23 protein-coding genes and 7 tRNA genes are annotated in these 26,434 nt (G+C 54.1%); 2 read left to right on the plus strand and 28 right to left on the minus strand.

Going from position 1 to position 26,434, the window contains the following annotated elements:
- The 8 genes from mrdB to leuS form a co-directional block, all read right to left on the minus strand.
- Complete coding sequence (gene mrdB / locus BM323_RS17685) at nt 1–1,113, minus strand: peptidoglycan glycosyltransferase MrdB (protein WP_036648258.1); 1,113 nt, start codon at nt 1,111–1,113, stop codon at nt 1–3.
- 8 nt (nt 1,114–1,121) lie between these two features.
- On the minus strand, nt 1,122–3,026 hold the full coding sequence (gene mrdA / locus BM323_RS17690; protein WP_008103683.1) for a peptidoglycan DD-transpeptidase MrdA: 1,905 nt from the start codon (nt 3,024–3,026) through the stop codon (nt 1,122–1,124).
- A 33-nt stretch (nt 3,027–3,059) separates the two neighbouring features.
- Nucleotides 3,060–3,530, minus strand: a complete 471-nt coding sequence (gene rlmH, locus BM323_RS17695) for a 23S rRNA (pseudouridine(1915)-N(3))-methyltransferase RlmH (RefSeq protein ID WP_008103678.1) — start codon at nt 3,528–3,530, stop codon at nt 3,060–3,062.
- Between the two features lie 3 nt (nt 3,531–3,533).
- Nucleotides 3,534–3,851 (minus strand): ribosome silencing factor, encoded by a 318-nt coding sequence (rsfS, locus tag BM323_RS17700; RefSeq protein WP_008103673.1) that lies wholly within the window; start codon nt 3,849–3,851, stop codon nt 3,534–3,536.
- A gap of 91 nt (nt 3,852–3,942) precedes the next feature.
- The gene (gene nadD / locus BM323_RS17705; RefSeq protein ID WP_008103672.1) at nt 3,943–4,587 is read right to left on the minus strand and encodes a nicotinate-nucleotide adenylyltransferase; all 645 of its coding nucleotides are present in this window, start codon (nt 4,585–4,587) and stop codon (nt 3,943–3,945) included.
- Nucleotides 4,580–5,611, minus strand: a complete 1,032-nt coding sequence (gene holA / locus BM323_RS17710) for a DNA polymerase III subunit delta (protein ID WP_008103670.1) — start codon at nt 5,609–5,611, stop codon at nt 4,580–4,582. The genes nadD and holA overlap by 8 nt, the downstream gene beginning before the upstream one ends.
- Entirely contained in the window at nt 5,608–6,207 is a 600-nt protein-coding gene (gene lptE / locus BM323_RS17715; protein ID WP_008103668.1) for an LPS assembly lipoprotein LptE, read from the minus strand. The genes holA and lptE overlap by 4 nt, the downstream gene beginning before the upstream one ends.
- Nucleotides 6,208–6,221: 14 nt before the next feature.
- Entirely contained in the window at nt 6,222–8,804 is a 2,583-nt protein-coding gene (gene leuS / locus BM323_RS17720; protein WP_036648255.1) for a leucine--tRNA ligase, read from the minus strand.
- Nucleotides 8,805–9,026: 222 nt separating this feature from the next.
- On the opposite strand from leuS, the gene BM323_RS17725 reads away from it, so the two are divergent.
- Nucleotides 9,027–9,509 carry a zinc ribbon-containing protein gene (locus tag BM323_RS17725; RefSeq protein WP_008103663.1) on the plus strand — a complete coding sequence of 161 codons (483 nt, stop codon included), beginning with the start codon at nt 9,027–9,029 and terminating at the stop codon, nt 9,507–9,509.
- Between the two features lie 96 nt (nt 9,510–9,605).
- Here the strand turns inward: BM323_RS17725 and BM323_RS17730 are convergent, their stop codons facing one another.
- The 9 genes from BM323_RS17730 to miaB form a co-directional block, all read right to left on the minus strand.
- A complete protein-coding gene (locus tag BM323_RS17730; RefSeq protein WP_008103661.1) occupies nt 9,606–10,331 on the minus strand; it encodes an amino acid ABC transporter ATP-binding protein in 726 nt (241 codons plus the stop codon).
- Nucleotides 10,332–11,009 carry a glutamate/aspartate ABC transporter permease GltK gene (gltK, locus tag BM323_RS17735; RefSeq protein ID WP_007890689.1) on the minus strand — a complete coding sequence of 226 codons (678 nt, stop codon included), beginning with the start codon at nt 11,007–11,009 and terminating at the stop codon, nt 10,332–10,334.
- Nucleotides 11,009–11,749 carry an amino acid ABC transporter permease gene (locus BM323_RS17740; RefSeq protein ID WP_008103659.1) on the minus strand — a complete coding sequence of 247 codons (741 nt, stop codon included), beginning with the start codon at nt 11,747–11,749 and terminating at the stop codon, nt 11,009–11,011. Before BM323_RS17740 ends, gltK begins: the two co-directional genes overlap by 1 nt.
- A 161-nt stretch (nt 11,750–11,910) precedes the next feature.
- On the minus strand, nt 11,911–12,804 hold the full coding sequence (locus tag BM323_RS17745) for a glutamate/aspartate ABC transporter substrate-binding protein (RefSeq protein ID WP_008103657.1): 894 nt from the start codon (nt 12,802–12,804) through the stop codon (nt 11,911–11,913).
- A 437-nt stretch (nt 12,805–13,241) separates the two neighbouring features.
- A complete protein-coding gene (gene lnt, locus BM323_RS17750; protein ID WP_008103655.1) occupies nt 13,242–14,768 on the minus strand; it encodes an apolipoprotein N-acyltransferase in 1,527 nt (508 codons plus the stop codon).
- A gap of 4 nt (nt 14,769–14,772) precedes the next feature.
- The gene (gene corC, locus BM323_RS17755) at nt 14,773–15,654 is read right to left on the minus strand and encodes a CNNM family magnesium/cobalt transport protein CorC (RefSeq protein ID WP_008103653.1); all 882 of its coding nucleotides are present in this window, start codon (nt 15,652–15,654) and stop codon (nt 14,773–14,775) included.
- Between the two features lie 82 nt (nt 15,655–15,736).
- On the minus strand, nt 15,737–16,210 hold the full coding sequence (ybeY, locus tag BM323_RS17760) for an rRNA maturation RNase YbeY (RefSeq protein ID WP_008103651.1): 474 nt from the start codon (nt 16,208–16,210) through the stop codon (nt 15,737–15,739).
- The gene (locus BM323_RS17765; RefSeq protein WP_008103649.1) at nt 16,207–17,280 is read right to left on the minus strand and encodes a PhoH family protein; all 1,074 of its coding nucleotides are present in this window, start codon (nt 17,278–17,280) and stop codon (nt 16,207–16,209) included. The genes ybeY and BM323_RS17765 overlap by 4 nt, the downstream gene beginning before the upstream one ends.
- A gap of 207 nt (nt 17,281–17,487) precedes the next feature.
- Nucleotides 17,488–18,912, minus strand: a complete 1,425-nt coding sequence (miaB, locus tag BM323_RS17770; protein WP_008103648.1) for a tRNA (N6-isopentenyl adenosine(37)-C2)-methylthiotransferase MiaB — start codon at nt 18,910–18,912, stop codon at nt 17,488–17,490.
- Between the two features lie 169 nt (nt 18,913–19,081).
- Between miaB and ubiF the strand changes: the two genes are divergently transcribed.
- The gene (gene ubiF / locus BM323_RS17775) at nt 19,082–20,254 is read left to right on the plus strand and encodes a 3-demethoxyubiquinol 3-hydroxylase (protein ID WP_008103646.1); all 1,173 of its coding nucleotides are present in this window, start codon (nt 19,082–19,084) and stop codon (nt 20,252–20,254) included.
- An 86-nt stretch (nt 20,255–20,340) separates the two neighbouring features.
- On the opposite strand, the gene BM323_RS17780 is transcribed toward ubiF, so the two are convergent.
- The 11 genes from BM323_RS17780 to nagA all read right to left on the minus strand — a co-directional run bounded on the left by BM323_RS17780 (nt 20,341) and on the right by nagA (nt 26,373).
- A tRNA-Gln gene (locus BM323_RS17780) sits at nt 20,341–20,415 on the minus strand.
- A gap of 28 nt (nt 20,416–20,443) precedes the next feature.
- Nucleotides 20,444–20,518: transfer RNA gene (locus BM323_RS17785), tRNA-Gln, on the minus strand.
- 6 nt (nt 20,519–20,524) lie between these two features.
- Nucleotides 20,525–20,601 (minus strand) — tRNA-Met (locus BM323_RS17790).
- 26 nt (nt 20,602–20,627) lie between these two features.
- A tRNA-Gln gene (locus BM323_RS17795) sits at nt 20,628–20,702 on the minus strand.
- Between the two features lie 34 nt (nt 20,703–20,736).
- A tRNA-Gln gene (locus BM323_RS17800) sits at nt 20,737–20,811 on the minus strand.
- A 21-nt stretch (nt 20,812–20,832) separates the two neighbouring features.
- Nucleotides 20,833–20,917, minus strand: a tRNA-Leu gene (locus BM323_RS17805).
- 7 nt (nt 20,918–20,924) lie between these two features.
- Nucleotides 20,925–21,001: transfer RNA gene (locus BM323_RS17810), tRNA-Met, on the minus strand.
- Nucleotides 21,002–21,216: 215 nt separating this feature from the next.
- On the minus strand, nt 21,217–22,884 hold the full coding sequence (gene asnB, locus BM323_RS17815) for an asparagine synthase B (RefSeq protein ID WP_008107047.1): 1,668 nt from the start codon (nt 22,882–22,884) through the stop codon (nt 21,217–21,219).
- 317 nt (nt 22,885–23,201) lie between these two features.
- Complete coding sequence (locus BM323_RS17820; protein ID WP_036649098.1) at nt 23,202–23,954, minus strand: HAD-IIA family hydrolase; 753 nt, start codon at nt 23,952–23,954, stop codon at nt 23,202–23,204.
- Nucleotides 23,955–23,996: 42 nt separating this feature from the next.
- Nucleotides 23,997–25,217, minus strand: a complete 1,221-nt coding sequence (locus tag BM323_RS17825; RefSeq protein WP_008107043.1) for a DNA-binding transcriptional regulator NagC — start codon at nt 25,215–25,217, stop codon at nt 23,997–23,999.
- A gap of 7 nt (nt 25,218–25,224) precedes the next feature.
- Nucleotides 25,225–26,373 carry an N-acetylglucosamine-6-phosphate deacetylase gene (gene nagA / locus BM323_RS17830; RefSeq protein ID WP_008107041.1) on the minus strand — a complete coding sequence of 383 codons (1,149 nt, stop codon included), beginning with the start codon at nt 26,371–26,373 and terminating at the stop codon, nt 25,225–25,227.
- Nucleotides 26,374–26,434 lie beyond the last annotated feature (61 nt).

Raw genomic sequence — 26,434 nt, forward strand, 5'->3', positions numbered from 1 at the left:
TTAAACGCTTTTAGATAACATTTTTCGATGAGTATGGATCGACATCACAATGCCAAATCCAGCCATTAACACAATTAATGCCGATCCGCCGTAGCTCACCAGCGGCAGCGGTACGCCAACCACCGGTAAGATACCACTTACCATGCCAATGTTAACGAAAACATAAACGAATAAAATCAGCATCAAACCGCCCGCCATCACGCGACCAAAGGTGGTTTGCGCGCGCGCAGCAATAATCAGTCCGCGCATGATCAGTAGCAAATAGAGTACCAGTAATAACAACACACCAACCAGGCCGAGTTCTTCCGCTAACACGGCAAAAATAAAGTCGGTATGACGCTCAGGTAGGAATTCCAGCTGCGATTGGGTGCCGTGCAGCCAGCCTTTGCCGCGCAGGCCACCGGAACCGATAGCAATCTTCGACTGGATGATGTGATAACCGGCACCAAGCGGATCGCTTTCCGGGTCGAGCAGCATCATCACGCGGTCGCGCTGATAATCGTGCATCAGGAAGAACCACAAAATCGGGATAAAGGCCGCCACCAGCAGCACGGCGATACCAATCAGTTTCCAGCTCATACCGGATAAAAACAGCACAAACAGACCGGAAGCGGCGATCAGAATCGACGTACCCAGGTCAGGCTGTGCCGCCACCAGCAGCGTTGGCATGAAAATCAGCACCAGCGCGATGCCGGTGTTTTTCAGCGTCGGCGGACAGACATCGCGGTTAATAAAGCGCGCCACCATCAGCGGCACGGCAATCTTGGCGATCTCCGAGGGCTGGAAGCGCACAAAACCAAGATCGAGCCAGCGCTGCGCGCCTTTACTGATGTGGCCAAATGCATCCACCGCGATCAGTAATATCACGCAGACAATATAGAGATAGGGCGCCCAGCTTTCATAGACGCGCGGCGGTACCTGCGCCAGCACTAGCATGATGACGATTCCCATAGCGATCTGCCCGAACTTACGCTCGGTCATGCCGGGATCCTGTCCGCTGGCGCTCCAGATGACGATGGCGCTGTAGGTCAGCAAGCTGAGAATGATCAGCATAAACAGCGGGTCGATATGGATGCGCGTCCAGATCGATCTTTTCTGCGGACTATCGTTCATGGACATTGTTATTCACCTTCATAGCCGGGCGGCGTTGGTACGGCTTCTGGCAGCACGGTATTATTGTCGCCTAACATAATGTGGTCGAGAATCTGGCGCATCACGGTGCCGACAGCCGGACCTGCGCCGCCGTTTTCCAGAATCATGGTGACGGCCACGCGCGGCTTATCGTACGGCGCGTAAGCGGTCATTAATTTATGGTCGCGCAGACGCTCTGCAATCTTGTGCGCGTTATAGACTTCATTTTCTTTCAGACCGTAAACCTGTGCGGTACCGGATTTGGCGGCGATTTTGTAGGGCGCATCGGCAAAACTCTTGTGTGCCGTACCGTTGGCGCGGTTCGCGACGCCATACATGCCGTCTTTGGCAATTTCCCAGTAGCCTGAGTGAATGTCGCCAATCGGTGCATCCGGCGGCTGGCGATAGGGCACCATGGTTTGGCCTTCACGCGTGGCGCGCAGCAAGTGCGGCACCTTGATCACGCCGTCGTTAATCAGAATCATCATCGCTTTGTTCATCTGAATCGGCGTCGCGGTCCAGTAACCCTGGCCGATACCAACCGGAATGGTGTCACCCTGATACCACGGCTTCTTAAAGCGCTTCAGCTTCCACTCGCGCGTTGGCATGTTGCCCGCGCTCTCCTGCGGCAGGTCAATGCCGGTGCGATGGCCGTAACCAAACTTGGTCATCCACTCTGACAGGCGATCGATGCCCATATCGTAGGCGACCTGATAGAAGAAGGTATCCGCCGATTCTTCCAGCGATTTGGTGACGTTCAGGCGTCCGTGGCCCCATTTTTTCCAGTCACGATAGCGCTTTTCTGAGCCGGGCAGTTGCCACCAACCGGGATCAAACAGGCTAGTGTTGCGGTTGATTACGCCTGCGCTCAGCGCCGACACGGCAACGTAAGGTTTCACCGTAGAAGCCGGTGGATAGGAGGCTTGCAGCGCACGGTTATACAGCGGACGGTTTTCGTCGCTTAACAGCGCTTTGTAATCTTTGCTGGAGATGCCGTCGACAAACAGGTTCGGGTCATAGCTCGGCGTTGACACCAGCGCAAGGATTTCGCCGGTGCGCGGATCGCTCACCACCACCGCCGCGCGGCTGCCGGTCAGCAAGGTTTCGATGTATTGCTGCAGCTTGAGGTCAACCGTCAGATAGATATCGCGTCCGGCCTGCGGAGACTGCTCGTGCAGCTGACGGATGACGCGGCCACGGTTGTTAACTTCAACCTCTTCATAGCCGGTTTTGCCGTGCAGCACATCTTCGTAATAGTTTTCGATGCCGAGCTTGCCGATATCATGTGTGGCCGCATAGTTTGGCCATTTGCCTTCCTGATCGAGGCGCGTGACATCGCGATCGTTAATTTTGGAGACGTAGCCCACCACGTGCGTCAGCGTCTGGCCGTAAGGATAGTAGCGGCGCTGATAGCCTTTTACTTCCACGCCAGGAAAACGGTATTGATTGACGGCAAAACGCGCTACCTGCACCTCGTTTAAACCGATTTTGACCGGAATCGAGGTAAAGCGGCGTGAGCGTTTGCGCTCTTTTTCAAACGCATCGATATCGTCGTCGGTCAGATCCAGCACCGGACGCAGATCCTGTAAGGTCTGCTTCAGGTTTTCGACCTTTTCCGGCATCAGTTCGGCCTGATAGATGGTGCGATTTAACGCCAGCGGCACGCCGTTACGATCAAAAATAATGCCGCGACTCGGCGCCACCGGCACCAGCTTGATGCGGTTTTCATTCGAACGGGTGCTGTAGTCGTCAAAGCGCAGAATTTGCAGGTGGTACATATTGACCACCAGAATGCTGGAGAGCAGCAGAATGCCAACAAAAGCCACCAATGCTCGGCGGACAAAAAGTTTCTGTTCGGCAGTGTAATCGCGAAAGGCGTTGCTCTGTAATTTCATCCGCTACATTTATTGTCTGGGGTTGTCAGGCGTTTATTCACGATGATAAGGATGATTCGTGGTGATGCTCCACGCACGATACAGGCTTTCCGCTACCAGCACACGCACCAGCGGATGTGGCAACGTGAGCGCTGACAGTGACCAGCTTTGTTCGGCAGCGGCCTTGCACGCGGGCGCCAGTCCTTCCGGACCGCCGATCAACAGGCTGACATCGCGGCCATCCAGTTTCCAGCGTTCAAGTTGCTGCGCCAGCTGTGGGGTTTCCCACGGCTGTCCGGGGATATCCAGCGTGACAATACGATTGCCTTTACCCACGGCGGCCAGCATCGCTTCACCTTCTTTTTCCAGAATGCGTTTGATGTCGGCGTTCTTGCCGCGTTTGCCGGCAGTCACTTCGATCAGTTCAAACGGCATATCTTTCGGGAAGCGGCGCAGATACTCCATGAAACCGGTCTGAACCCAGTCGGGCATTTTAGTGCCGACGGCTACAAGCTGCAGTTTCACGTCTTAGCTCCAGAGTTTTTCCAGCTCGTACAGCTGGCGGCTCTCTGCTTCCATCACGTGCACAATCACGTCACCCAGGTCAACGACCACCCAATCGGAGGCGGTTTTGCTGTCAACACCCAGCGGCTTAAGGCCGGCAGTGCGCGATTCCTGCACCACATGATCGGCGATAGAAGCGACGTGACGTGTTGAAGTGCCGGTGCAAATAATCATGCAATCGGTGATGCTGGATTTGCCCTGAACATCAATAGCAATGATGTCTTGGCCTTTGAGATCATCAATCTTATCAATAACGAACTCTTGGAGTGCTTTACCTTGCAAAAGGTTCCCCTTAAAAACAGGTGATTACGGACGGGCTAACGATGCGAGAAAGGTAGCCGAAAATGAAGCGGCGCAGTATAGCATGCTGCCTTTAGCTGCGATATAAGCCAACGCTATCGATGTAGCCGATCACTGCATCTGGCAATAAATCCGCGCAGGAGATTCCCGCATGGCGGCGCTGACGGATTTCGGTGGCGGAAATATCGAGCAGCGGCGTATCTGCCAGCCAGATGTGTCCCACTGGCGCGTGATGAAGTTGCTGCACATCATCGGCGAGATGCTCATCAAGCCACTGCTGCATCTCAGGCGTTTCCATCTGGGTGGCGTAACCCGGACGCTTACATACCAGCAAATGACACAGCGACAGCAAATCTTGCCAGCGATGCCATTTGGCTAACGTTAGCAGAGAATCCTGGCCGATGATAAACCCGAGGGGCTGTTCTGTGCCGCGTTCCGCACGTAGTGCTTCCAGCGTAGCCACCGTCCAGGACGGCGTTGCACGCTCCAGTTCACGCGTATCGATATCAAAAAGCGGGCGATCGGCGATGGCACAGCGCAGCATCTCAACGCGCTGTTGCGCACTGGCTTCCGGCTGCGGGCGATGCGGCGGCACGTTGTTGGGTAGCAATGTGACCTTTTTCAAACCCACTTGCTGGGCCAGCGCTTCTACCGGGCGGAGATGACCGTAGTGAATCGGATCGAAGGTGCCGCCAAACAGGGCGTAGAGTTTAGACATCGGTAAAGCTCAGTGGGAAATCGCGGTGACACAGCAGCAGCGACAGCGTTTCCAGCTGCGGCCACAGGTTTTGTCCGTAATCCTGCTTCATGCTGAGTTCCAGCTCTGCCAGCAAATGCACCGCACGCTGTAAACGCTGCGCATCAAGGCGCTGTAATGCTTCGGTAAACAGCGCGCGACGGTTTTGCCAGATACGCTGCTGATCCATCAGCGTGCGCAGCGCTTGTTTCGCCTGATTACGTTGCAGATGCAGCAGCGTGAGCAAATCGCGTTGCAGCGTGCGCAGCAGAATCACCGCTTCGCTGTCCTCTTTCTCCAGCTGATGCAGGATGTGCAGGGCGCGTTTACTTTTTCCCGCCAGCAGCGCATCGACCCAATGGAATGGCGTAAAGTGCGCGGCATCGTTGACAGCGGCCTCGACGCGCGGCAGCGTCAATTTACCATCCGGCCACAACAGCGATAAGCGTTCCAGCGCCTGCGACAGCGCCAGCAGATTCCCTTCGTAGCAGTAGCAAAGCAGCTGGATTGCTGCATCATCGACGCTCAACTTCATCGCTTTGGCGCGACTCGCCACCCAGCGCGGCAGCTGTGCCTGTTCAGGCGTCTGACACGGTACCAACACCGCTTGCGCGCTCAGCGCTTTGAACCAGGCGCTGTTCTCCTGTGCTTTGGTCAGTTTCGCCATGCGCAGCACCAGCAAAATATCGCTGTGCAGCAGCGTAGAGAGTTTCACCAACTGCTCGGCGATAGCGGCGTTTGGACCGTTTTCAGGCAGTTGCAGCGTCAGAGTTTGGCGTTGGGTAAACAGGCTAAGCGATTGGCAACTGACGAAGATCGCATCCCAATCCGTTTGCGCATCAAGGGTGACGCTGAAGTGCTCTTCAAAGCCCTGTGCGCTCGCGGTAGCACGGATCGCATCCGCGCTTTCCTGAATCAGCAGAGGTTCATTACCGGTGAGAAAATAACAGGCGCGCAGCCCCTCTCGAAGCTGCGCGCTCAGTTGTTCAGGATAAATCCTGATCATTGCAGACTGGTGGCTGACGAAGAGGACACTTCCGGTGAGTTCTGTCCCGGTGCAATCGTCTCAGGCTGCGGCAAGGTATCTTTGTTGCTTTCCTGCGCGGCATGCACGGTCAGCAGTTTACGTACTAACTGCTCGGACGCGCGCTGACGCATCTCCTGCACGATCATATCCTGTTCGGCATCCTTCGCCAGTGCGGCGTTCGGGTTGTCGAAGAAAGAACGATACACAGTGGTGCTGATTGGGTAGATACCTTTACCCGGCAGCAGAACCTGTGCAGTGACCGTCATCACCAGTGAGTATTCCGCGGTTGTACCGCTGATGAACACCGATGCGGTATCACGTCCCTGGCCTTCAGCCCCTAAACGCAGCGTTGGGTATTTGGCACTGGCCGCTTTGCTGTCTTCAATGATGGTGACATTGTTGATGCGCAGCTGCTGACGCACAGCTCGTGCCAGTGGGCCATAGGGATCGCCGCTCTGGACGATTAGGGTTTTCATCTCACTCGGCACCGAAGTGGTGCCGCGCGGGTGGAAACCACAGCCTGCGGTAATCAATACCGCAAGCAGGACAAACAGCCTGATAATCAGTTGTCGCACAGTTCCTCCTGAACTTAACCTACGACCAGGTTAAGCAGTTTGCCAGGGACATAAATCACTTTACGAATGGTGACGCCATCCAGATATTTCGCCACCAAATGCTCCTGCGCAGCACGCGCCTGCACCTGCTCCTGCGTGGCATCCGTCGCAACGGTAATCTTGCCGCGCACTTTGCCATTCACCTGCACCACTACCAGCAGCGAATCTTCTACCATGGCCGCTTCATCGGCTACCGGCCAGCTGGCTTCGTCAATGCTCCCTTCGCCGCCCAGCGCTTGCCACAACACATAGCTGGCGTGCGGGGTGAACGGATAGAGCAGACGCGTCACAGCGACCAGCGCTTCCTGCAGCAGCGCGCGATCTTGCTCGCTCTCCTGCGGGGCACGGATCAGCTTGTTCATCAGCTCCATGATGGCAGCGATGGCGGTGTTGAACGTCTGACGACGACCCACGTCATCGGCCACTTTGGCGATGGTTTTGTGCAAATCGCGACGCAGCGCTTTCTGATCGTCATTCAGGCTGTTGACGTCCAGCGCCACGGTCGCGCCTTTGGCAATGTGTTCGTAAGCCAGTTTCCATACGCGCTTCAGGAAGCGGTTGGCACCTTCAACGCCCGATTCCTGCCACTCCAGCGTCATCTCTGCTGGCGAAGCAAACATCATGAACAGACGCACGGTATCTGCACCGTAACGCTCAACCATCAGCTGTGGATCGATGCCGTTGTTTTTCGACTTCGACATTTTGCTCATGCCGGCGTAAACCACTTCACGACCTTCGTTGTCGATGGCTTTAATAATGCGGCCTTTCTCGTCGCGCTCAACGGTGACGTCAACCGGGGAAACCCAGTTGCGCTCGCCGTTCACGCCGAGGTAGTAGAACGCATCAGCCAGTACCATGCCCTGACACAGCAGGCGTTTGGCTGGCTCATCAGAGTTCACCAGGCCAGCATCACGCAGCAGCTTGTGATAGAAGCGGAAATACATCAGGTGCATGATGGCGTGTTCGATACCGCCAACATACTGATCGACCGGCAGCCAGTAGTTCGCCGCCGCCGGATCCAGCATGCCTTCATGATAGTTGGCGCAGGTATAGCGCGCGTAGTACCAGGATGACTCCATAAAGGTGTCGAAGGTGTCGGTTTCACGCAGCGCAGGCTGGCCGTTAACGGTGGTTTTGGCCCACTCAGGATCGGCTTTGATTGGGCTGGTGATACCGTCCATCACTACGTCTTCTGGCAGGATAACCGGCAACTGATCTTCTGGCGTTGGCATTACGGTGCCATCTTCCAGCGTCACCATTGGGATTGGTGCGCCCCAGTAACGCTGACGGGAAACGCCCCAGTCGCGCAGACGGTAATTCACTTTACGCTCGCCCACGCCTTTAGCTGCCAGCGCATCGGCGATGGCGTTGAAGCCCGCCTGATGATCCAGACCGTTGTATTCACCTGAGTTGAACAGCGCGCCTTTGTCGGTCATTGCTGCAGCACTTACATCCGGTTCTGAACCGTCAAGATTCAGGATAACTGGCTTGATGTTCAGGTTGTATTTGGTGGCGAACTCCCAGTCACGCTGGTCGTGGCCTGGAACAGCCATTACCGCACCGGTGCCGTACTCCATTAATACGAAGTTAGCGACCCACACAGGAATCTCTTCACCGGTCAGCGGATGGATAGCAAACAGGCCGGTGGCCACGCCTTTCTTCTCCATCGTTGCCATATCAGCTTCGGCAACTTTGGTAGTGCGGCATTCGTCGATAAATTCAGCTAGTGCAGGATTAGTGGCAGCAGCTTGCTGCGCCAGTGGATGACCTGCAGCTACTGCTACATAAGTAGCGCCCATAAAGGTGTCTGGACGGGTGGTGTAAACGGTCAGCTTCTCAGCGCTGTTGGCAACGTCAAAGGTGATTTCCACACCTTCAGAACGGCCAATCCAGTTGCGCTGCATGGTTTTGACCTGCTCCGGCCAATCTTCCAGCTTATCGAGATCGTTGAGCAGCTCTTCCGCGTAGGCGGTGATTTTAACGAACCACTGTGGGATCTCTTTGCGCTCAACTTTGGTATCGCAGCGCCAGCAGCAGCCGTCAATAACCTGTTCGTTGGCCAGTACGGTCTGATCGTTCGGGCACCAGTTCACCGCCGAGGTCTTTTTATAGACCATGTCTTTTTCATACAGCTTGGTGAAGAACCACTGTTCCCAGCGATAGTATTCTGGCTGGCAGGTCGCCAGTTCGCGGCTCCAGTCGTAGCCAAAGCCCAGCAATTTCAGCTGGTTCTTCATGTAGGCGATGTTGTCGTAGGTCCACGGTGCAGGCGCGGTGTTGTTTTTCACCGCAGCGCCTTCGGCTGGCAAACCAAATGCATCCCAGCCAATCGGCTGCAGGACGTTTTTGCCGAGCATACGCTGGTAGCGCGCAATCACATCGCCAATGGTGTAGTTACGCACGTGACCCATGTGCAGGCGGCCAGAAGGATAGGGCAGCATCGAAAGGCAGTAATATTTCTCTTTGCCTTCCTGCTCGGTCACTTTAAAGGTTTCGTTTTCGTCCCAGTGCTGTTGGACGCGGGATTCTATCTCTTCCGGGCGGTATTGCTCTTGCATGGCTGCCTGTGGTCCTTTGTGAAAATCGCTAAGCATACTTTTAGATCCGCATAGCATACCCATAAGGCTGCGCCTCAACAACTTTTCACGCCCTCGCAGGCCGGATTTCTGCCGAATGCGCCGCCGCTTTCACCCTTTTGTGATTTCTCCGGTTGCTGCCCATGCAATTGTGACAAAACCGCTAAACTTAACAGCAGTATCTGCAGCGGAAAGGAGAACAAAATGAATAACGTGGCGCAGGAATACCGTGCAACGATTGAAGCATTATCCCAGCGATTGGATCATGGCGAGCGCGATGTTGATGCGCTGGTGGCCGAAGCGCGGCAAAGTTTGCTGGCGAAAAAAACGCTGTCACTCGCCGAGGTGAATGAAGTAATGCGTGCCGTGCGCCGTGATTTACACGAGTTTGCGCTGAGCTATCAGGAGTCTTCTGATGTGGTTGGCGATTCGGTGTTTTTGCGCGTAATCCGCGAAAGCCTATGGAAAGAACTGGCGGATATCACCGATAAAAGTCAGTTGGAGTGGCGTGAGGTGTTTCAGGATTTGCGCCATCACGGCGTTTACCAGAGCGGCGAAGTGGTCGGCCTGGGGAATTTAGTTTGTGAGAAGTGCGGCTTCACGCGGGCGATTTATACGCCAGAGAGCTTAACGCGCTGCCCGGAGTGTGGGCACGATCAGTTCCAGCGTCAGCCGTTTGAACCCTGATGAAAGGTAGCCAGGTCGTCATTAATGACGACCCTACAAAAGTGAGGTGATTTTGTAGGGTGCGCATTAATGCGCACCTGGCTTGAGGATATTGAATCAGTGCAGAATCTTCGCCAGGAAGTCTTTGGCACGATCGGATTGCGGGTTGTTAAAGAAGTCATCCTTATTGGTGTCTTCGATAATTTTCCCTTCATCCATAAAGATCACGCGGTTGGCGACTTTGCGCGCAAAGCCCATCTCATGCGTCACCACCATCATGGTCATGCCTTCATTCGCCAGCTCAACCATCACGTCCAATACTTCGTTGATCATTTCAGGGTCAAGCGCTGACGTCGGCTCATCAAACAGCATCGCCACCGGATCCATACACAACGCACGCGCGATTGCCACGCGCTGCTGCTGTCCACCAGAAAGCTGGCCAGGAAACTTATCCGCGTGCGCAGAGAGCCCAACGCGTTTTAGCAGGCCTTGTGCTTTCTCACGCGAGGCTGCTTTATCACGCTTCAGCACTTTAACCTGCGCCAGCGTCAGGTTCTCAATGATGCTGAGATGCGGGAACAGCTCAAAGTGCTGGAACACCATGCCGACTTTGCTGCGCAGTTGAGCAAGGTTGGTTTTTTTGTTGTTCACTTCGGTGCCGGTCACCTGAATGCTGCCCTTTTGAATCGGCTCCAGGCCGTTCACGGTTTTAATCAGCGTTGATTTACCTGAGCCAGACGGACCGCAGACCACCACCACTTCACCTTTTTTCACTTCGGTGGAGCAGTCGGTCAGCACCTGAAAGTGCCCATACCACTTTGAAACATTTTTCAGGCTAATCATTTAAACCGTCCTCTTTCTTTTCAGATAGGTAACCAACAGCGAAGCGCTCAGGCTGATCACGAAGTAGACCAGACCAGCAAACAAAATCATTTCAACCTGGGTTCCGTCACGCTCACCAATGGTTGACGCGGTGCGGAAGAAATCAGCCAGGCTCAGTACATAGACCAGCGAGGTATCCTGGAACAGCACGATGCCCTGCGTCAGCAGCAGCGGCACCATGGCGCGGAACGCCTGCGGCAGCACGATGAGTTTCATCGATTGCCAGTGCGTCATGCCGAGCGCCAACGCGGCATTGGATTGCCCACGTGAGATGCTCTGAATACCGGCACGGATGATTTCCGAATAGTACGCCGCTTCAAAGAGCGCAAATGCCACCATGGCGGAAATCAGGCGGATATCCGATTTAGGCGATAAGCCCAGCACCTGCTGCAGGAACGCGGGCACAACCAGATAAAACCACAGCAGCACCATCACCAAGGGTACGGAGCGGAACAGGTTGACGTACAGCTTGGCAAACCAGCGCACCGGCGCGATCGGCGACAAACGCATCACCGCCAAAATCGTGCCCCAGATAATGCCAAACACCACGGCAATCGCGGTGATCTTGAAGGTGATGATTAACCCATTCCATAAGTAAGGCAGGCTGGGAACAATCGAACTCCAGTCAAACTCGTACATTATTTGCCTCCCATATTGCCAGGCAGGCGAATTTTGCGTTCTACCACACTCATAATCAGCATGATCACCAGGTTAATGCCGACGTACGCCAGAGTGATGGCGGTAAAGGATTCATAGGCATGCGCGGAGTAATCCAGCAGCTTGCCGGCCTGCGCGGCCATATCCACCAAACCGATGGTCGAGGCGATCGCCGAGTTCTTCACCAGGTTAAGCATTTCCGAAGTCATCGGCGGCACAATCACGCGATACGCATTCGGTAGCAGTACATAGCGATAGGTTTGCGGCAGCGTCAGACCCATCGCTAAGCCTGCATTTTTCTGACCACGTGGCAGCGACTGAATCGCTGCGCGCACCTGTTCACAGACGCGCGCAGCGGTGAACAAGCCCAGACAGATAGTGGAAGAGAGGAAGAACTGAATGTTCGGATCCAGCTCCGACTTAAACCACATCCCCAGCTTTTCGCCGACCAGTTCTGGCGCGACCAGATACCAGAAGAAGAACTGCACAATCAGCGGGATATTACGGAACAGTTCCACGTAGCAAGTGCCAATCGCCGCCAGCAGGCGGTTGGGCACGGTACGCAGAATGCCAAATAAGGAACCTACCAGGAAAGCGATAATCCAGGCGCAGCAGGACACCGCAATGGTGACCTGAAAACCGGACCACAGCCAGCCGAGGTAAGTCGTATTGCCGAACGGGGCCTGTTCAAGAAAAATGCCCCAGTTCCAATCGATACCCATAACGAGCTCCGGTAAAAAAAGGGTAGCGAGGCTACCCATAAGATTGTTGAGCGGTGTCTTGCATCCTGCTTCAGGGGAACGGCCTGTTACAGTCTGTCTGTCCGCACCGCATGTTCAGCAATCGAGAGGGCAGCGGGGCTGCCCTTGTTGTCGTTGTTAATTCAGAGTGCTTTGTCGTTCGGTGCTTTGAACAGGGCCTGCATATCGCTTGAGAGTTCGAAGTTCAGGTTCAGATTCTTTGGTGGAATCGGCTGTTTGAACCAGGTTTCAAACCATTTTGAGGCTTCGCCAGAGGTCTGCGCTTTAGCAATGGTTTCATCCATCAGCTGTTTGAACTGTGGATCCTGATTGCGCAGCATGCAGCCGTAAGCTTCTTTCGACTGCGCAGTACCCACGATGTCCCAGTTGTCTGGCTTCTTGGCTTTGGCACGTTCACCCGCCAGCAACGCGTCATCCATCATGAAGGCCACAGCACGACCGGTTTCCAGCGTACGGAAAGAATCGCCATGGTCTTTCGCGCTGATGATGCGCATATCCATTTTCTGCTCGTCGTTCAGCTTGTGCAGCAGAACTTCAGAAGTGGTACCGGAGGTCACGACAACGGTTTTGCCCTTCAGATCTGGGAAATCTTTGATGTCGCCGCCTTTTTTCACCAGCAGACGCGTACCGATGATGAACACGGTGTCAGAGAATGCCGCTTGCTTCTGGCGCTCCAGGTTGTTGGTGGTAGAACCGCACTCAAAATCGTAAGTCCCGTTCTGCAACAGTGGAATACGGTTCTGCGAGGTAATCGGCAGCATTTTGATCTGCAAATCAGGCTTATTCAGTTTGGCTTTGATAGCCGCGATGATGGCGTTTGAATAATCCTGTGAATAGCCAACCACTTTTTGCTGGTTGTCATAGTAAGAAAAGGGAACTGATGATTCACGATGCCCAACGACGATAACGCCGCTATCATTGATTTTTTTCAGGGTACCAGTGAGATCTTCCGCCTGGGCCGCTCCCGCTGCTGCTCCCAACAGCAAAAGAGATAATGCCACTTTGCGTATCTGCATGTTCCAACTCCTTCGTATGGATGTCGCGCAGAACATAAACTGCGCAGATTGTGATGTTGTGTGTATTTCGTGCTGCTTTTTTAGTTATCCCATAGCGCAACTGCACGCAGGATAGTGATTAACATAGCGAATTGTTAACGCAATGAAACAAAAAAGTTTCTTTTTTGCGAGCCGCTCCGCACCAATAAAAGGCAAAAATCCACCAATGCGCTAATAGAGTGCGCATCATTGCCATAAATTAGTGCGTAAAGGTTGCATTACGCTGACAAAAGCCGATGTTTGCGAAAATCACTGAAATAAATAGCAATGATCGTGCCAGCACGATGAATAAGTGTAAAAAGCCAGCAGAGAATCGGGGAAAGCACAACGGAAGGAAGAGAAAACAGCGCATAAAAAAGGCGAAGTATTCACTTCGCCTGTTTGCATAGCAGCCTCAACTAGTGGCGACGGCGCAGAATGGCCACCACAATGCCAATCAGCGTCAGCATCCACACCGGCCAGATGCCTGCTTTGGCATACGGTGTTTCGCCGGTTGTTGGCGTCACTTTGGCTTCCAGCACATCACGCGTGAACTGCGGCAACTCTTTCTGCACCTCACCGTTGGCATTTACTACCGCGGTGACACCGTTATTGGTAGAACGCAGCAACGGACGTCCCAGCTCCAGTGCACGCATGCGCGCCATCTGGAAATGCTGCCACGGCCCGATGGAGTGACCGAACCAGGCATCGTTGGAGATCGTCAACAGGAAGTTAGTATCAGGGCGAAAGTTGGCGCGCACTTGCTCACCCAGCACGATCTCATAGCAGATAGCGCTGGTCAGGTTATAACCCGACACTTTGAGCTGCGGCTGGACATAGGCGCCACGGCTGAAAGAGGACATCGGCAAATCGAAAAACGGCGCCAGCGGACGCAGCAATGCTTCCAGCGGCACAAACTCACCAAATGGCACCAGATGATTCTTCTGATAGCGGTTCTGGCTCTGATAGCTGTAAGGCTGCTGGCCACCCAGCACAATCACAGAGTTGTAATCGTGATAACGATTATCGCCTTCTACGCGTGAATCCACGATACCGGTAATCAGTGAGCTGCCGCGTGCACGCAGGTCTGCATCCAGCGCCCGCAGGAACGGTTGCTGGTTGCTTTCCAGATCGGTAATTGCTGATTCGGGCCAGATAATGATCGGCGCTTTGCCGATAAACGGCTGGCTGTATGAGGTGTAAACGCGCAACGTGTTCAGCAGCTGCTGCGGATCCCACTTCATCGACTGCGGAATATTGCCTTGCACCATCGCAACATCAACGCTGCGTTCCGGTAGCGGTTGATACCACTGCAACATGCGCAGCGGCCACGGCAATAACAGCAGTAGCGCGGCGGCAATCAAACTTTTCACCGTACGATGATGCAGCGCGTGCACCAGCAGGCCCGCGATCACCATCAACAGGAAAGTAATGGTTTCCACACCGGCCAGCGGCGCGAGGCCTTTTAGCGGACCATCGATCTGGCTGTAGCCAAACTGCAGCCACGGAAAACCGGTGAGCACCCAACCGCGCAGGAACTCGCTAATTTGCCACAGTGCCGGTGCCGCTAAAGCCAAACGCCAGATTGTGGCGCGCGGCCAGAAACGGTTGAGCACGATGGCAAACAGCATTGGATAAAGCGACAGATAGGCCGCCAGCAGAATCACCAGGAAGATGTTCACCGGGCCGGGCATGCCGCCAAAGGTGGCGATGCTGACGTAAACCCAGTTGATGCCGCTGCCAAACAGTCCAAAGCCCCAAACAAAGCCGATCGCTGCTGCCTGCGCAGTGCGGCGTTCCAGCAGCAACAGTTGCAGACCAAACAGCGAAATTAACGCTGCGGGCCAGAAATCGTAGGGGGAAAAGGAAAGGGTGCCAATGGCACCCGTAATTAACGCCAGCAGCAGGCGAACCCGCTGCTGCGAGTAAAGAGAGGCTAAAGCCATAAAATTATTCGTCTTCCAGTTGCGGTTGTGGTGAGTCTTCCGGAATTTTTACATGCACCTGGATGATACGGCGGCTGTCAGCCATGGCGACTTTGAACTGATAGCCATCAATGACAATACTTTCGCCGCGAGCGGGAAGGTGGCCGAATCCCTGCATGACCAATCCGCCAATGGTATCGACTTCGTCATCGCTGAAATCGGTGCCAAAGACCTCATTAAAATCTTCAATTTGCGTTAAGGCGCGCATGGTATAGGTGTAACGATTGAGCTGGCGGATATCACGATCTTCTTCATCGTCATACTCATCTTCAATTTCGCCGACAATCAGCTCAAGAATATCTTCAATGGTCACCAGACCCGAGACGCCACCAAACTCATCAATGACAATCGCCATGTGATAACGCTGCGAGCGGAACTCCTTCAGCATGCGATCGACGCGCTTGCTTTCAGGTACCACTACAGCGGTGCGCAGCACTTTTTCGATGCTGAACGGCTCAGACGCGCTTGCCATAAACGGCAGCAGGTCTTTGGCCATCAAAATGCCTTCAACGTGATCTTTGTCTTCGCTGATCACCGGGAAGCGTGAGTGCGCAGATTCAATAATCACCGCAAGGCACTCTTCCAGAGTTTGATTGCGTTTCAGGGTGATCATTTGCGAGCGTGGGATCATGATGTCGCGCACGCGCTGTTCGGCAATATCCAGCACCCCTTCGAGCATGTCGCGGGTGTCCTGATCAATCAGCTCTTTTTGCTCAGAATCGCGGATTAACCCCAGCAGTTCATCACGGTTTTTAGGTTCACCGTGAAACAGTTGGTTGATTAGCAGGGAGAAAAATCCCTTTTTACTACTGGGTGCGTCGCTGTTTTGAGAATGGTCGTCGCTCATGGCGTTTTTATTTAGTTCTCTCTAATGAGGGATTGGGGCTGCCGGCATCCGCGCCAGCAGCGCAATAACCTGAACCAGCGGCTCAGGCGTCTTCTTTCTCCGAAATGTACGGATCAGGATAACCAAGAGCAAGCATTATCTCGGTCTCCAGCGCCTCCATCTCTTCGGCTTCTTCATCTTCGATATGGTCGTAACCCAGCAGATGCAGCGTACCGTGCACCACCATATGCGCCCAGTGAGCTTCGACGGTTTTGCCTTGTTCAGCAGCCTCTTGCTCGACAACCTGACGGCAAATAATCAAATCGCCGAGCAACGGCAGTTCAATACCCGGCGGTGCTTCAAACGGGAATGACAGTACGTTGGTCGGCTTATCTTTGCCGCGATAAGTCAGATTAAGCTCATTACTCTCAGCTTCATCCACCAGACGAATCGTGACTTCGCTTTCTGGTTGAAACGGCGTTACCGCCGCTTCCAACCAGCGTTGAAAATCACTCTCTGCCGGCAGATGGTTTTCATCGGCGCAGGCCAGTTGTAAATCAAGAATCACCGCGCTCATGAACGCTCCTGCGGGCTGGTTTGGCTGGCAAGCTGCGCTGCGATAGCTTCGCGTTTGCGCTCTTCTGCCTGTTGATCACGGCGTTTCTGGTCGGCGGTTTCCCAGGCTTCATAAGCATTCACGATGCGTGCGACAACCGGATGACGGACCACGTCCTCGCTGTGGAAAAAGTTAAAGCTAATTTCATCGACTTCTGCCAGCACTTCAATGGCGTGGCGCAGGCCGGATTTGGTGCTGCGCGGCAAGTCAATCTGCGTGATGTCGCCGGTTATGACCGCTTTGGAATTGAAGCCGATACGCGTCAGGAACATCTTCATCTGTTCGATGGTGGTGTTCTGGCTCTCATCGAGAATCACAAAGGCGTCGTTGAGCGTACGTCCGCGCATATAGGCCAGCGGAGCCACTTCAATCACGTTGCGCTCAATCAGCTTCTCTACACGCTCAAAGCCGAGCATTTCGAACAACGCGTCGTATAGCGGGCGCAGATAGGGATCGACCTTCTGGCTGAGATCGCCGGGCAGGAAGCCGAGTTTTTCCCCGGCTTCAACCGCCGGACGCGTCAGCAGAATACGGCGAATCTCCTGACGCTCCAGCGCATCCACTGCCGCAGCGACCGCCAGATAGGTTTTACCGGTACCGGCCGGGCCAATACCAAAAGTGATGTCGTGTGCGAAGATATTGGCGATGTACTGCGCCTGATTAGGCGTACGTGGTTTGATCACGCCACGTTTGGTCTTGATGTTCACCGCTTTGCCGAACTCCGGCACGCTCTCAGCGCTCTGTTCCAGCACGCGGCTCTCTTTGATCGCCAGGTGAATCTGGTCCGGTTCGATATCTTTTATCTGTCCGCGCATCGGGGCGGTATCAACGTACAGCGTGCGCAGAATATTCACGGCGGCGTCCACACACAGCGAGCGGCCAGTGAGCGTGAACTGGTTATCGCGGCGTTTGATTTCAAGGCCCAAACGGCGCTCCAGCTGTTTCACATTGTCATCCATCGGACCGCACAAGCTCATCAGTCGTTGGTTATCTGCCGGTTCAAGGGCGATTTCACGCGTTTCGATATTCAAATGAATCCTTAAGGTCACTCAGGGCCAGTTGAAAAAGTGTGCCGGATGCTGAAGAGCAATCTCTCAACATCTTTATGGAATTATTTATGGCGCTACGCCGAGGCGCAAGCTTCAGAAACGATATTTGGGCAGCACTTGTGGAAAGCAAGGGCTTTGGGATGAAACAGGCGACAGCGCTTTGTGCGCTGTCGCTCAACGTTCGAGGTTTCAAGGCTGGAACATGCCGACGCCGATGTCGTTCTCTTTGCGGGTACGAGCAATCACCGAAGCGGGGCTTTCGGCCACACGTAGCGCCATTTGATCTTCGGTGCGCACCAGCACGCCGCGCAGGGAGCTGGCATAGACATCAACAATTTCGACATCAACAAACTTACCGATCATTTCTACCGGCGCTTCAAAGTTCACCACGCGGTTATTATCCGTGCGGCCGGTCAGTTCCATCACATTCTTACGTGAAATGCCTTCCACCAGCACGCGCTGTGTGGTGCCCAACATGCGTCGGCTCCACGCCATCACCTGCTGATTGATGCGGTCCTGCAAGATGAATAGACGCTGCTTTTTTTCCTCTTCTGTCACATCGTCGGGCAGATCGGCGGCCGGCGTGCCCGGGCGCATGGAGTAGATAAAGCTGAAGCTAACATCGAAATTCACTTCGCCAACCAGCTTCATGGTCTGCTCAAAATCCTGCTGCGTTTCGCCAGGGAATCCAATGATGAAATCCGAGCTCAGCTGGATATCCGGACGCGCGGCTTTCAGCTTGCGGATGATCGCTTTGTACTCGAGTGCGGTGTGTGCGCGCTTCATCAGCGTCAGGATGCGGTCCGAACCGCTCTGTACCGGCAGGTGCAGGAAACTCGCCAGCTCTGGCGTATCGCGGTAAACCTCGATGATGTCATCGGTGAATTCAATCGGATGGCTGGTGGTGAAGCGAATTCGGTCAATGCCATCGATCGCCGCCACTAAGCGCAGCAATTCAGCAAAGGTGCAGATGTCGCCATCAAAAGTGGCACCGCGATAGGCGTTGACGTTCTGGCCCAGCAGGTTAACTTCACGTACGCCCTGAGCGGCAAGCTGGGCGATTTCCAGCAGAATATCGTCGCTCGGACGGCTGACTTCCTCGCCGCGGGTATAAGGCACCACGCAGAAAGTACAATATTTGTTGCAGCCTTCCATGATCGACACAAAGGCGGTTGGGCCATCGGCGCGCGGTTCTGGCAGGCGGTCAAACTTCTCAATTTCCGGGAAGCTGATGTCAACAACCGGGCTTTTGCTGCCGCGCACGGTGTTGATCATCTCCGGCAGGCGATGCAACGTTTGCGGGCCAAAGACGATATCGACGTAACTGGCGCGCTGACGCAGGCGTTCGCCTTCCTGCGAGGCGACACAGCCACCCACGCCGATGATCAGATCGGGATTGGTTGCTTTCAGCTTTTTCCAACGACCTAACAGAGCAAAAACCTTCTCCTGCGCCTTTTCACGGATAGAGCAGGTGTTGAGCAGCAGAACGTCCGCCTCTTCAGCTTCCTCGGTAAGGGTGTAGCCGTGCGTGCTGTTCAGCAGATCGGCCATCTTTGATGAATCGTATTCATTCATCTGACAGCCCCAGGTTTTTATGTGCAGTTTTTTGGTCATCGAACTAGCCATTGATTCAAGCGAAGTGCAGGGCGCGTATTGTAATGCTTCGACGCTGTTGTTACCAGGCTTCACGTATCTGCATCGCATCGCGCGGCTAATTTCCGGTACACTTTAGCTATCAACGTGATGCTGGAAGGCCTCACGGCAAAAAGAAGGATTAGAGTCGATGCAGGATTCACATTTTGATGTGGTGATCGTGGGTGGTGGCATGGTCGGTGCGGCGCTGGCATGTGGTCTGGCGCAGCAGCAGTTCCGCGTGGCGGTGATTGAACGTGCGGAACCCGCAATCTTTGATGCCAGCAGCGAGCCGGATGTGCGTATCTCCGCCATTGGTGCCTCTTCGGTGGCGTTGTTACAGCAACTGGATGTCTGGCCGCGCGTGCAGGCGATGCGCTGTGCACCTTATCGCCAGCTGGAAACCTGGGAGTGGCAAAACGCGCATGTGAAGTTTGATGCGGCGTCGCTTGGGCTGCCTGAGCTGGGCTTTATGGTGGAAAACAACGTGCTGCAACGTGCGCTGTGGGAAAAAATGCAGGAAGAGGGCATCACGCTGATTTGCCCGGCGAGCTTACAGGGTTTGCAATCGCATCGCGCCGGGTGGCATGTGCAACTCGATAACGGCCAAACGCTGGATGCGCATTTAGTGGTCGGCGCAGATGGCGCCAACTCGCGTGTGCGGCAGTTAGCGGGCATTGGCGTGCGTGGCTGGCACTATGCGCAATCCTGCATGCTGATTAGCGTGGAGTGCGAGCAGGATGCTGGCGATTCCACCTGGCAGCAGTTTACGCCACAAGGGCCGCGCGCTTTCCTGCCGCTGTTTGATCGTCGCGCTTCGCTGGTGTGGTACGACGCGCCCGCGCGCATCCGCCAGCTGCAAAGTTTGCCGCTCCAGCAGCTGGAGAAAGAGATTTATGCTCACTTCCCAGCACGCGTTGGGCGTGTTCGGGTGAAAACTGCTGCCTCTTTCCCGTTGGTGCGGCGTCATGCCACACGGTATGTGATGCCGGGATTGGCGCTGGTGGGTGATGCGGCGCATACCATCAATCCGCTGGCCGGGCAGGGCGTTAATCTGGGTTATCGGGATGTGGATGCGTTGATCACGACGCTGGTCGAGGCGCGCAACCAGGCTGAACTCTGGTCATCGGACGCTGTGCTGCAGCGCTATCATCGCCAGCGTTATAAGGACAACTTGCTGATGCAAGGTGGGATGGATCTGTTCTACTTCGCGTTTAGCAATAAGCTGCCGCCGCTGCGCTTTGCGCGAAATCTGGCGCTGATTGCGGCCGAGAATGCTGGAGCGTTGAAACGCAAGGTGCTGCGTTACGCATTAGGTTTATGATCGTAGGGAGCGCTTTATGCGCTCCTGATTAATTTCCGAACGCAGAAAACAATAAAGCCCGCATAAGCGGGCTTTATTGTGCAATTTGGCTGGGGTGCAGGGATTCGAACCCCGGAATGCTGGTATCAGAAACCAGTGCCTTACCGCTTGGCGACACCCCAATAGGTGTTTTATCAAATTGTCTTTTTTTGGCTGGGGTGCAGGGATTCGAACCCCGGAATGCTGGTATCAGAAACCAGAGCCTTACCGCTTGGCGACACCCCAATAATTTGGTGGCTACGACGGGATTTGAACCTGTGACCCCATCATTATGAGTGATGTGCTCTAACCAGCTGAGCTACGTAGCCTTTGTACTGCTTACTGCGTCCGACGATGGCTGGGATACCTGGATTCGAACCAGGGAATGCCGGTATCAAAAACCGGTGCCTTACCGCTTGGCGATATCCCATTCGTCGACTTTGTATCCACAACATAATCCGGATTGGCTGGGGTACCAGGATTCGAACCTGGGAATGCTGGTATCAAAAACCAGTGCCTTACCGCTTGGCGATACCCCATCCGGCTGCCGAAGACTGAAATGGTGCGGGAGGCGAGACTTGAACTCGCACACCTTGCGGCGCTAGAACCTAAATCTAGTGCGTCTACCAATTTCGCCACTCCCGCAAAAAGATGGTGGCTACGACGGGATTTGAACCTGTGACCCCATCATTATGAGTGATGTGCTCTAACCAGCTGAGCTACGTAGCCATCTTTTTCGCGTAACCTTCATCGGCGTTGCGGGGCGCATTATGCGTATTGAGTCTTGTAGCGTCAACAATTTTTTTGCCGTTTTTCGCCTTAAAACGCCTGTTTGTCTGGCTTGTAACCAGGCTGGTGATTTATTCGGCAAATTTCAAAGGTTGCACGACAGATTGCATAAAAAAGGGGCTCGATTGAGCCCCTTATCTTGTTGAGTAAAAACCTTATTTATACGCGGACTGATGCACGCCAACGGCACGACCTGATGGGTCATCCATTGATTTGAAGGCTTCATCCCACTCAATCGCTTTAGCAGAAGAACAGGCCACTGATGGACCGCCCGGCACGCACTCTGCGGCGCTGGCAATCGGGAACAACTCTTCAAAGATCTCGCGATACAGATACGCTTCTTTCGAGTTCGGCGTGTTGTAAGGGAAGCGGAAGTGGGCAGTCGACAACTGTTGGTCGGTAATTTGCTTCGCCGCCACTTCTTTCAACGTATCGATCCAGCTGTAGCCAACACCGTCAGAGAACTGCTCTTTCTGACGCCACGCTACGCTCTCGGGCAGATAAGAAGAGAAGCATTCGCGCAGGATGTGTTTTTCCATCTTGCCGTTGCTGCCGCACAGTTTGTCTGCCGGGTTGATGCGCATCGCCACGTCGAGGAATTTCTTGTCGAGGAAGGGTACACGGGCTTCCACGCCCCATGCGGACATCGCTTTGTTGGCGCGAGCACAGTCAAACATGTGCAGAGCCAGCAGTTTACGCACGTTCTCTTCGTGGAATTCTTTGGCGTTTGGCGCCTTATGGAAATAGAGGTAGCCGCCAAAGACTTCATCTGCACCTTCACCGGACAACACCATTTTGATGCCCATCGCTTTGATCTTACGCGACATTAAATACATCGGCGTAGAGGCGCGAATGGTGGTCACATCATAGGTTTCGATGTGGTAAATCACGTCACGAATCGCATCCAGACCTTCCTGCACGGTGAAATGGATTTCGTGGTGCACGGTGCCGAGATGTTCAGCGACCGATTTCGCGGCTTTCAGATCGGGTGAACCTTCCAGGCCAACCGCGAAGGAGTGCAGCTGCGGCCACCATGCATCGCTCTTATCCGCATCTTCTACGCGTTTTGCAGCAAAGCGTTTGGTCACGGCAGAGATGATGGATGAATCCAGTCCACCAGACAGCAGCACGCCGTAAGGCACGTCAGACATCAGGTGGCTTTTTACAGACTCTTCCAGCGCATGCTTCAGCTCGGCGGCATCCGTGGTGTTGTGCTCAACGGCGGAATATTCCATCCAGTCGCGCTGCCAGTAACGACGGATTTCACCATCGGCGCTCGACATGTAGCTTCCCGGCGGGAACTCTTTGATGCTGCGGCACACCGGCACCAGCGCTTTCATCTCGGAAGCGACATACAGGTTGCCGTGCTCGTCGTTGCCCATATACAGCGGGATAATGCCGATGTGATCGCGGCCAATCAGATATTGTTGCTTCACGCTGTCCCACAGGATGAAGGCGAACATGCCTTGCAGTTCGTCGAGGAAATCGACGCCTTTTTCCTGATACAGCGCGAGAATAACTTCACAGTCAGAACCGGTCTGGAAAGCGTAACGATCGCTTAATTCAGCACGCAGCGCCTGATGGTTGTAAATTTCGCCGTTAACAGCCAGTACGTGGGTGTGGTCAGCGTTATACAGCGGCTGTGCGCCGTTGTTAACGTCAACAATCGACAAACGCTCATGCACCAGAATGGCTTTATCATCTGCATAAACACCTGACCAATCCGGGCCGCGATGACGCATCAGACGAGAAGATTCCAGCGCTTTCTTGCGCAGCTCAATAGGATCGCTTTTCAGATCCAGCACACCAAAAATTGAACACATAACTGACTCCTGATCTCACCTTGTGGCGAAGTTATTTCTACGTTTGTCCGGCAGCCTTGACTGCGTGATGCATAAGAAAATGCGCTAAATGGTGGTGTTAGCGCAAGCAAAATTGCGATTCTTTGATAAAAAGAATGTTGATGAGCGAGTAATATTGAATATTATTCAATTAATACGCAGTTATTTTAGATGGTATCTAATGAAATGGCATTTTTGTTCGTTTTGTGGTCATGCCGTGAGCAACAAAGTCAGGCTTAACCCCAGAAAAAACAAAAGCCCTGCATGAGCAGGGCTATAAGAAGAGGTGATGGCTGGAATCAGAACAGGTCGATATCGGCAACCGAAGGATAAATCCAGTCCGGGCGGAAAGGCATCGCATCAATATCACTCAGCGTGGATACGCCAGACAGCACCAGAATGGTTTCCAGACCCGCCTGGAAGCCGGCCAGAATGTCTGTGCGCAGGTTATCGCCGACAATGACCGTCTCTTCCGAATGCGCATGCATCTTGTTTAACGCCGCGCGCATGATGTACGGACTCGGCTTGCCGACATAAAACGGTTTACGGCCGGAAATGGTTTCGATGCCCGCGCAGAGCGCTCCGCATGCCGGAACAAAGCCGCGCGCGTGGGTATCGGGATTGGTAGCGATAAAACGTGCGCCATTGGCCACGAAGAAAGCCGCTTTATGCATCATTTCCCAGTTGAAGGAGCGCGTTTCACCAACGATGACGAAATCTGGATTGACGTCGGTGATGGTAAAGCCGGCTTTATACAGCTCATGAATCAGCGCACCTTCGCCAATCACGTAGGCTTTTTTCCCTTCCTGACGGCGCAGGAAATCGGCGGTAGCCATCGCTGAGGTGTAAAACACTGAATCGGGGACGTCAATGCCGGCGTTGGCAAAACGGTTCGCCAGATCCAGCGCGGTTTGTGAAGGATAGTTGGTTAACACCACCAACGGCATATCCTTCGCCAGAATGCGCTGCAGAAATTCGTTCGCGCCGGGAACGGCGGTATTGTCGTGCATCAACACGCCGTCGATGTCACAGATTACGCTTTTAATCGTCATAGATTGCATCCGGTCGGGCCTGCTAAATAAGCAGGCTGGTGATTACTCTTCCAGCAGATGTTGCAGCAAAATGCCATTCAGCATAGCGCGTTTTGCCAGCGCAAAGGCGCCAATCGCCGAGCGATGATCGAGCTCGGAACGCACCACCGGCAAGTTTTTACGGAAAGCGGGAAGCGTCTGCGTGTTAATGCACCCTTCAATGGCAGGAAACAGCACTTTATCGGCTTCAGTAATTTCACCGGCCAACACCACTTTTTGTGGATTGAACAAGTTGATGGCGATAGCAATCGCCTTTCCTAAATAGCGGCCGACATACTCAATCACTTCACACGCCAGCGCGTCGCCGTGGTTAGCGGCGCGGCATATCTGCGGCATCAGGCAGTCATTTAAGGTTAAGGTGCTGGGATAACCTTGATTGAGCAGATGACGCACGCGGTTTTCAATCGCACCGTTCGCTGCAATGGTTTCCAGACAGCCAAAGTTGCCGCAGTGGCAACGTTCACCCAACGGATCGACCTGAATATGGCCAATCTCGCCGACGTTACCGTTACTGCCGAGGAAAATATGGCCGTTGGCGATGATTCCGGCACCGGTTCCGCGGTGTAGACGCACCAGAATGGAGTCTGCGCAATCGCGACTTGCACCGAAGTAGTGCTCGGCCAGCGCCAGGCTGCGAATGTCATGGCCCACAAAGCTGGTGACGTTAAAGCGTTTTTTCAGGCTGGAAACCAGCGGCCAGTGACTTACCGCGATGTGCGGCATATAGCGAATGATGCCGTTAATGGGATCAACCAAACCAGGCAGAATCACCGAGATGGCAATTAGCTCATGAATCTTCCGCTGATGCGCCGCCATAAAGGCGCTGATGGCATTGAACAGCGCATTCTCCAGCGTTTCCTGCGTGCGCTCCGGCAGCGGATAATCTTCCTGCGCCAGCGATTTCCCACTCAGATCAAACAGCGTCAACGTCGCGTCATTACGTCCTAAGCGCACGCCGATAGTATGAAAATGACGGGTTTCAGTGATGATGGAGATGGCGCGGCGCCCACCGGTGGAGGCTTGTTGCTCCACCTCTTTGATGAGGCCGCGCTCGATGAGCTGGCGGGTAATTTTAGTGACACTGGCGGGCGCAAGCTGGCTGTGTTCGGCAATCTGAATGCGCGAAATCGGCCCTTGTTGATCGATTAGCCGATAGACGGCAGCACTATTGAGTTGTTTAACAAGATCAACATTTCCTATTTGAGACTGGCCGCCAGTGGTCATTCAATGCTTACTCGCTGAGGACGTTGTCTCCGTTGACGAACGTCTTAGTGATTTGATAATCGCGGGTAAAGACAGTCAGGTTGGCGACTTTTCCTGCTTCGACCGTGCCTAACTGCTTCTCCACACCCATCGCCTGCGCCGGATAGAGCGTCGCCATACGCAGCGCTTCATCAAGAGCGATACCGCAATGTTCAACGCTGTTCTGCACCGCTTCAATCATGGTCAAGGCAGAACCGCTGAGCGTACCGTTCTCGTCCACGCACAGGCCATCGCGATAGTATATTGTTTTGCCTGCAAAAATGAATTGATCAATCGACGCGCCCGCCGGTGCTGTGGCATCCGTCACTAACACCAGTTTGTCGCCTTTAATGCGTTTTGCATTGCGCACATTAGCGTAATGGACATGTAAACCATCTGCAATGATGCCGCAGTATACATCAGGCGAATCAAACAGCGCACCGATCAGACCTGGCTCACGTCCGGCGAAGGTTGGCATAGCATTATAAAGATGCGTGGCAAAACTGACGCCCGCGCTGAAGCCGATTTTTGCTTCTTCATAGGTTGCGTTGGAGTGACCGGCTGAAACGATGATGCCGGCATTGCGCAGCTTACGAATCACTTCGCTGCCTGCATTTTCAGGTGCCAGCGTGACTTTAGTGATGACGTCGGCATTGGTGCAGAGGAAATCCACCAGCTCGGCATCCGGCAGGCGAATCAGCTCAGGATTGTGCGTGCCTTTCTTGGCTTTATTCAGCCACGGACCTTCCAGATGCAGGCCAATCGCCTGATTCTGATGCTTCGCCAGATAGGCGCGCATGGTTTCGACGGCACGTTTCATCAGCGCATCGGTGCTGGTAATCAGCGTCGGCAAATAGCTGGTGCAGCCTGACTTCTCGTTGGCGCGCTGCATGATTTCCAGCGTTTCAACGCTCAGTGCATTGATGTCATCATTGAACTGCACGCCGCCGCAGCCGTTGAGTTGCAAATCAATAAAACCAGGAGCGATAAACGCACCAGCCACATCCTGCTGTGCAATTGCCGCGTCCAGGGCATCACGCGGACACACGCGCTCAATCAGGCCATCTGCAATCACAACCGCATGATTGTCCAGAATTTCATGGCCGGTAAAAATCCGGCCGTTCACTAATGCGTACATCGTTTCTCTCTCCCGGCTAAGCCTGCTGCCTGAACGCAGCAGGTTTTGTTACAACGTGTTC

It is taken from the genome of Pantoea sp. YR525, from assembly GCF_900116775.1.
Classification (GTDB): domain Bacteria; phylum Pseudomonadota; class Gammaproteobacteria; order Enterobacterales; family Enterobacteriaceae; genus Pantoea; species Pantoea symbiotica.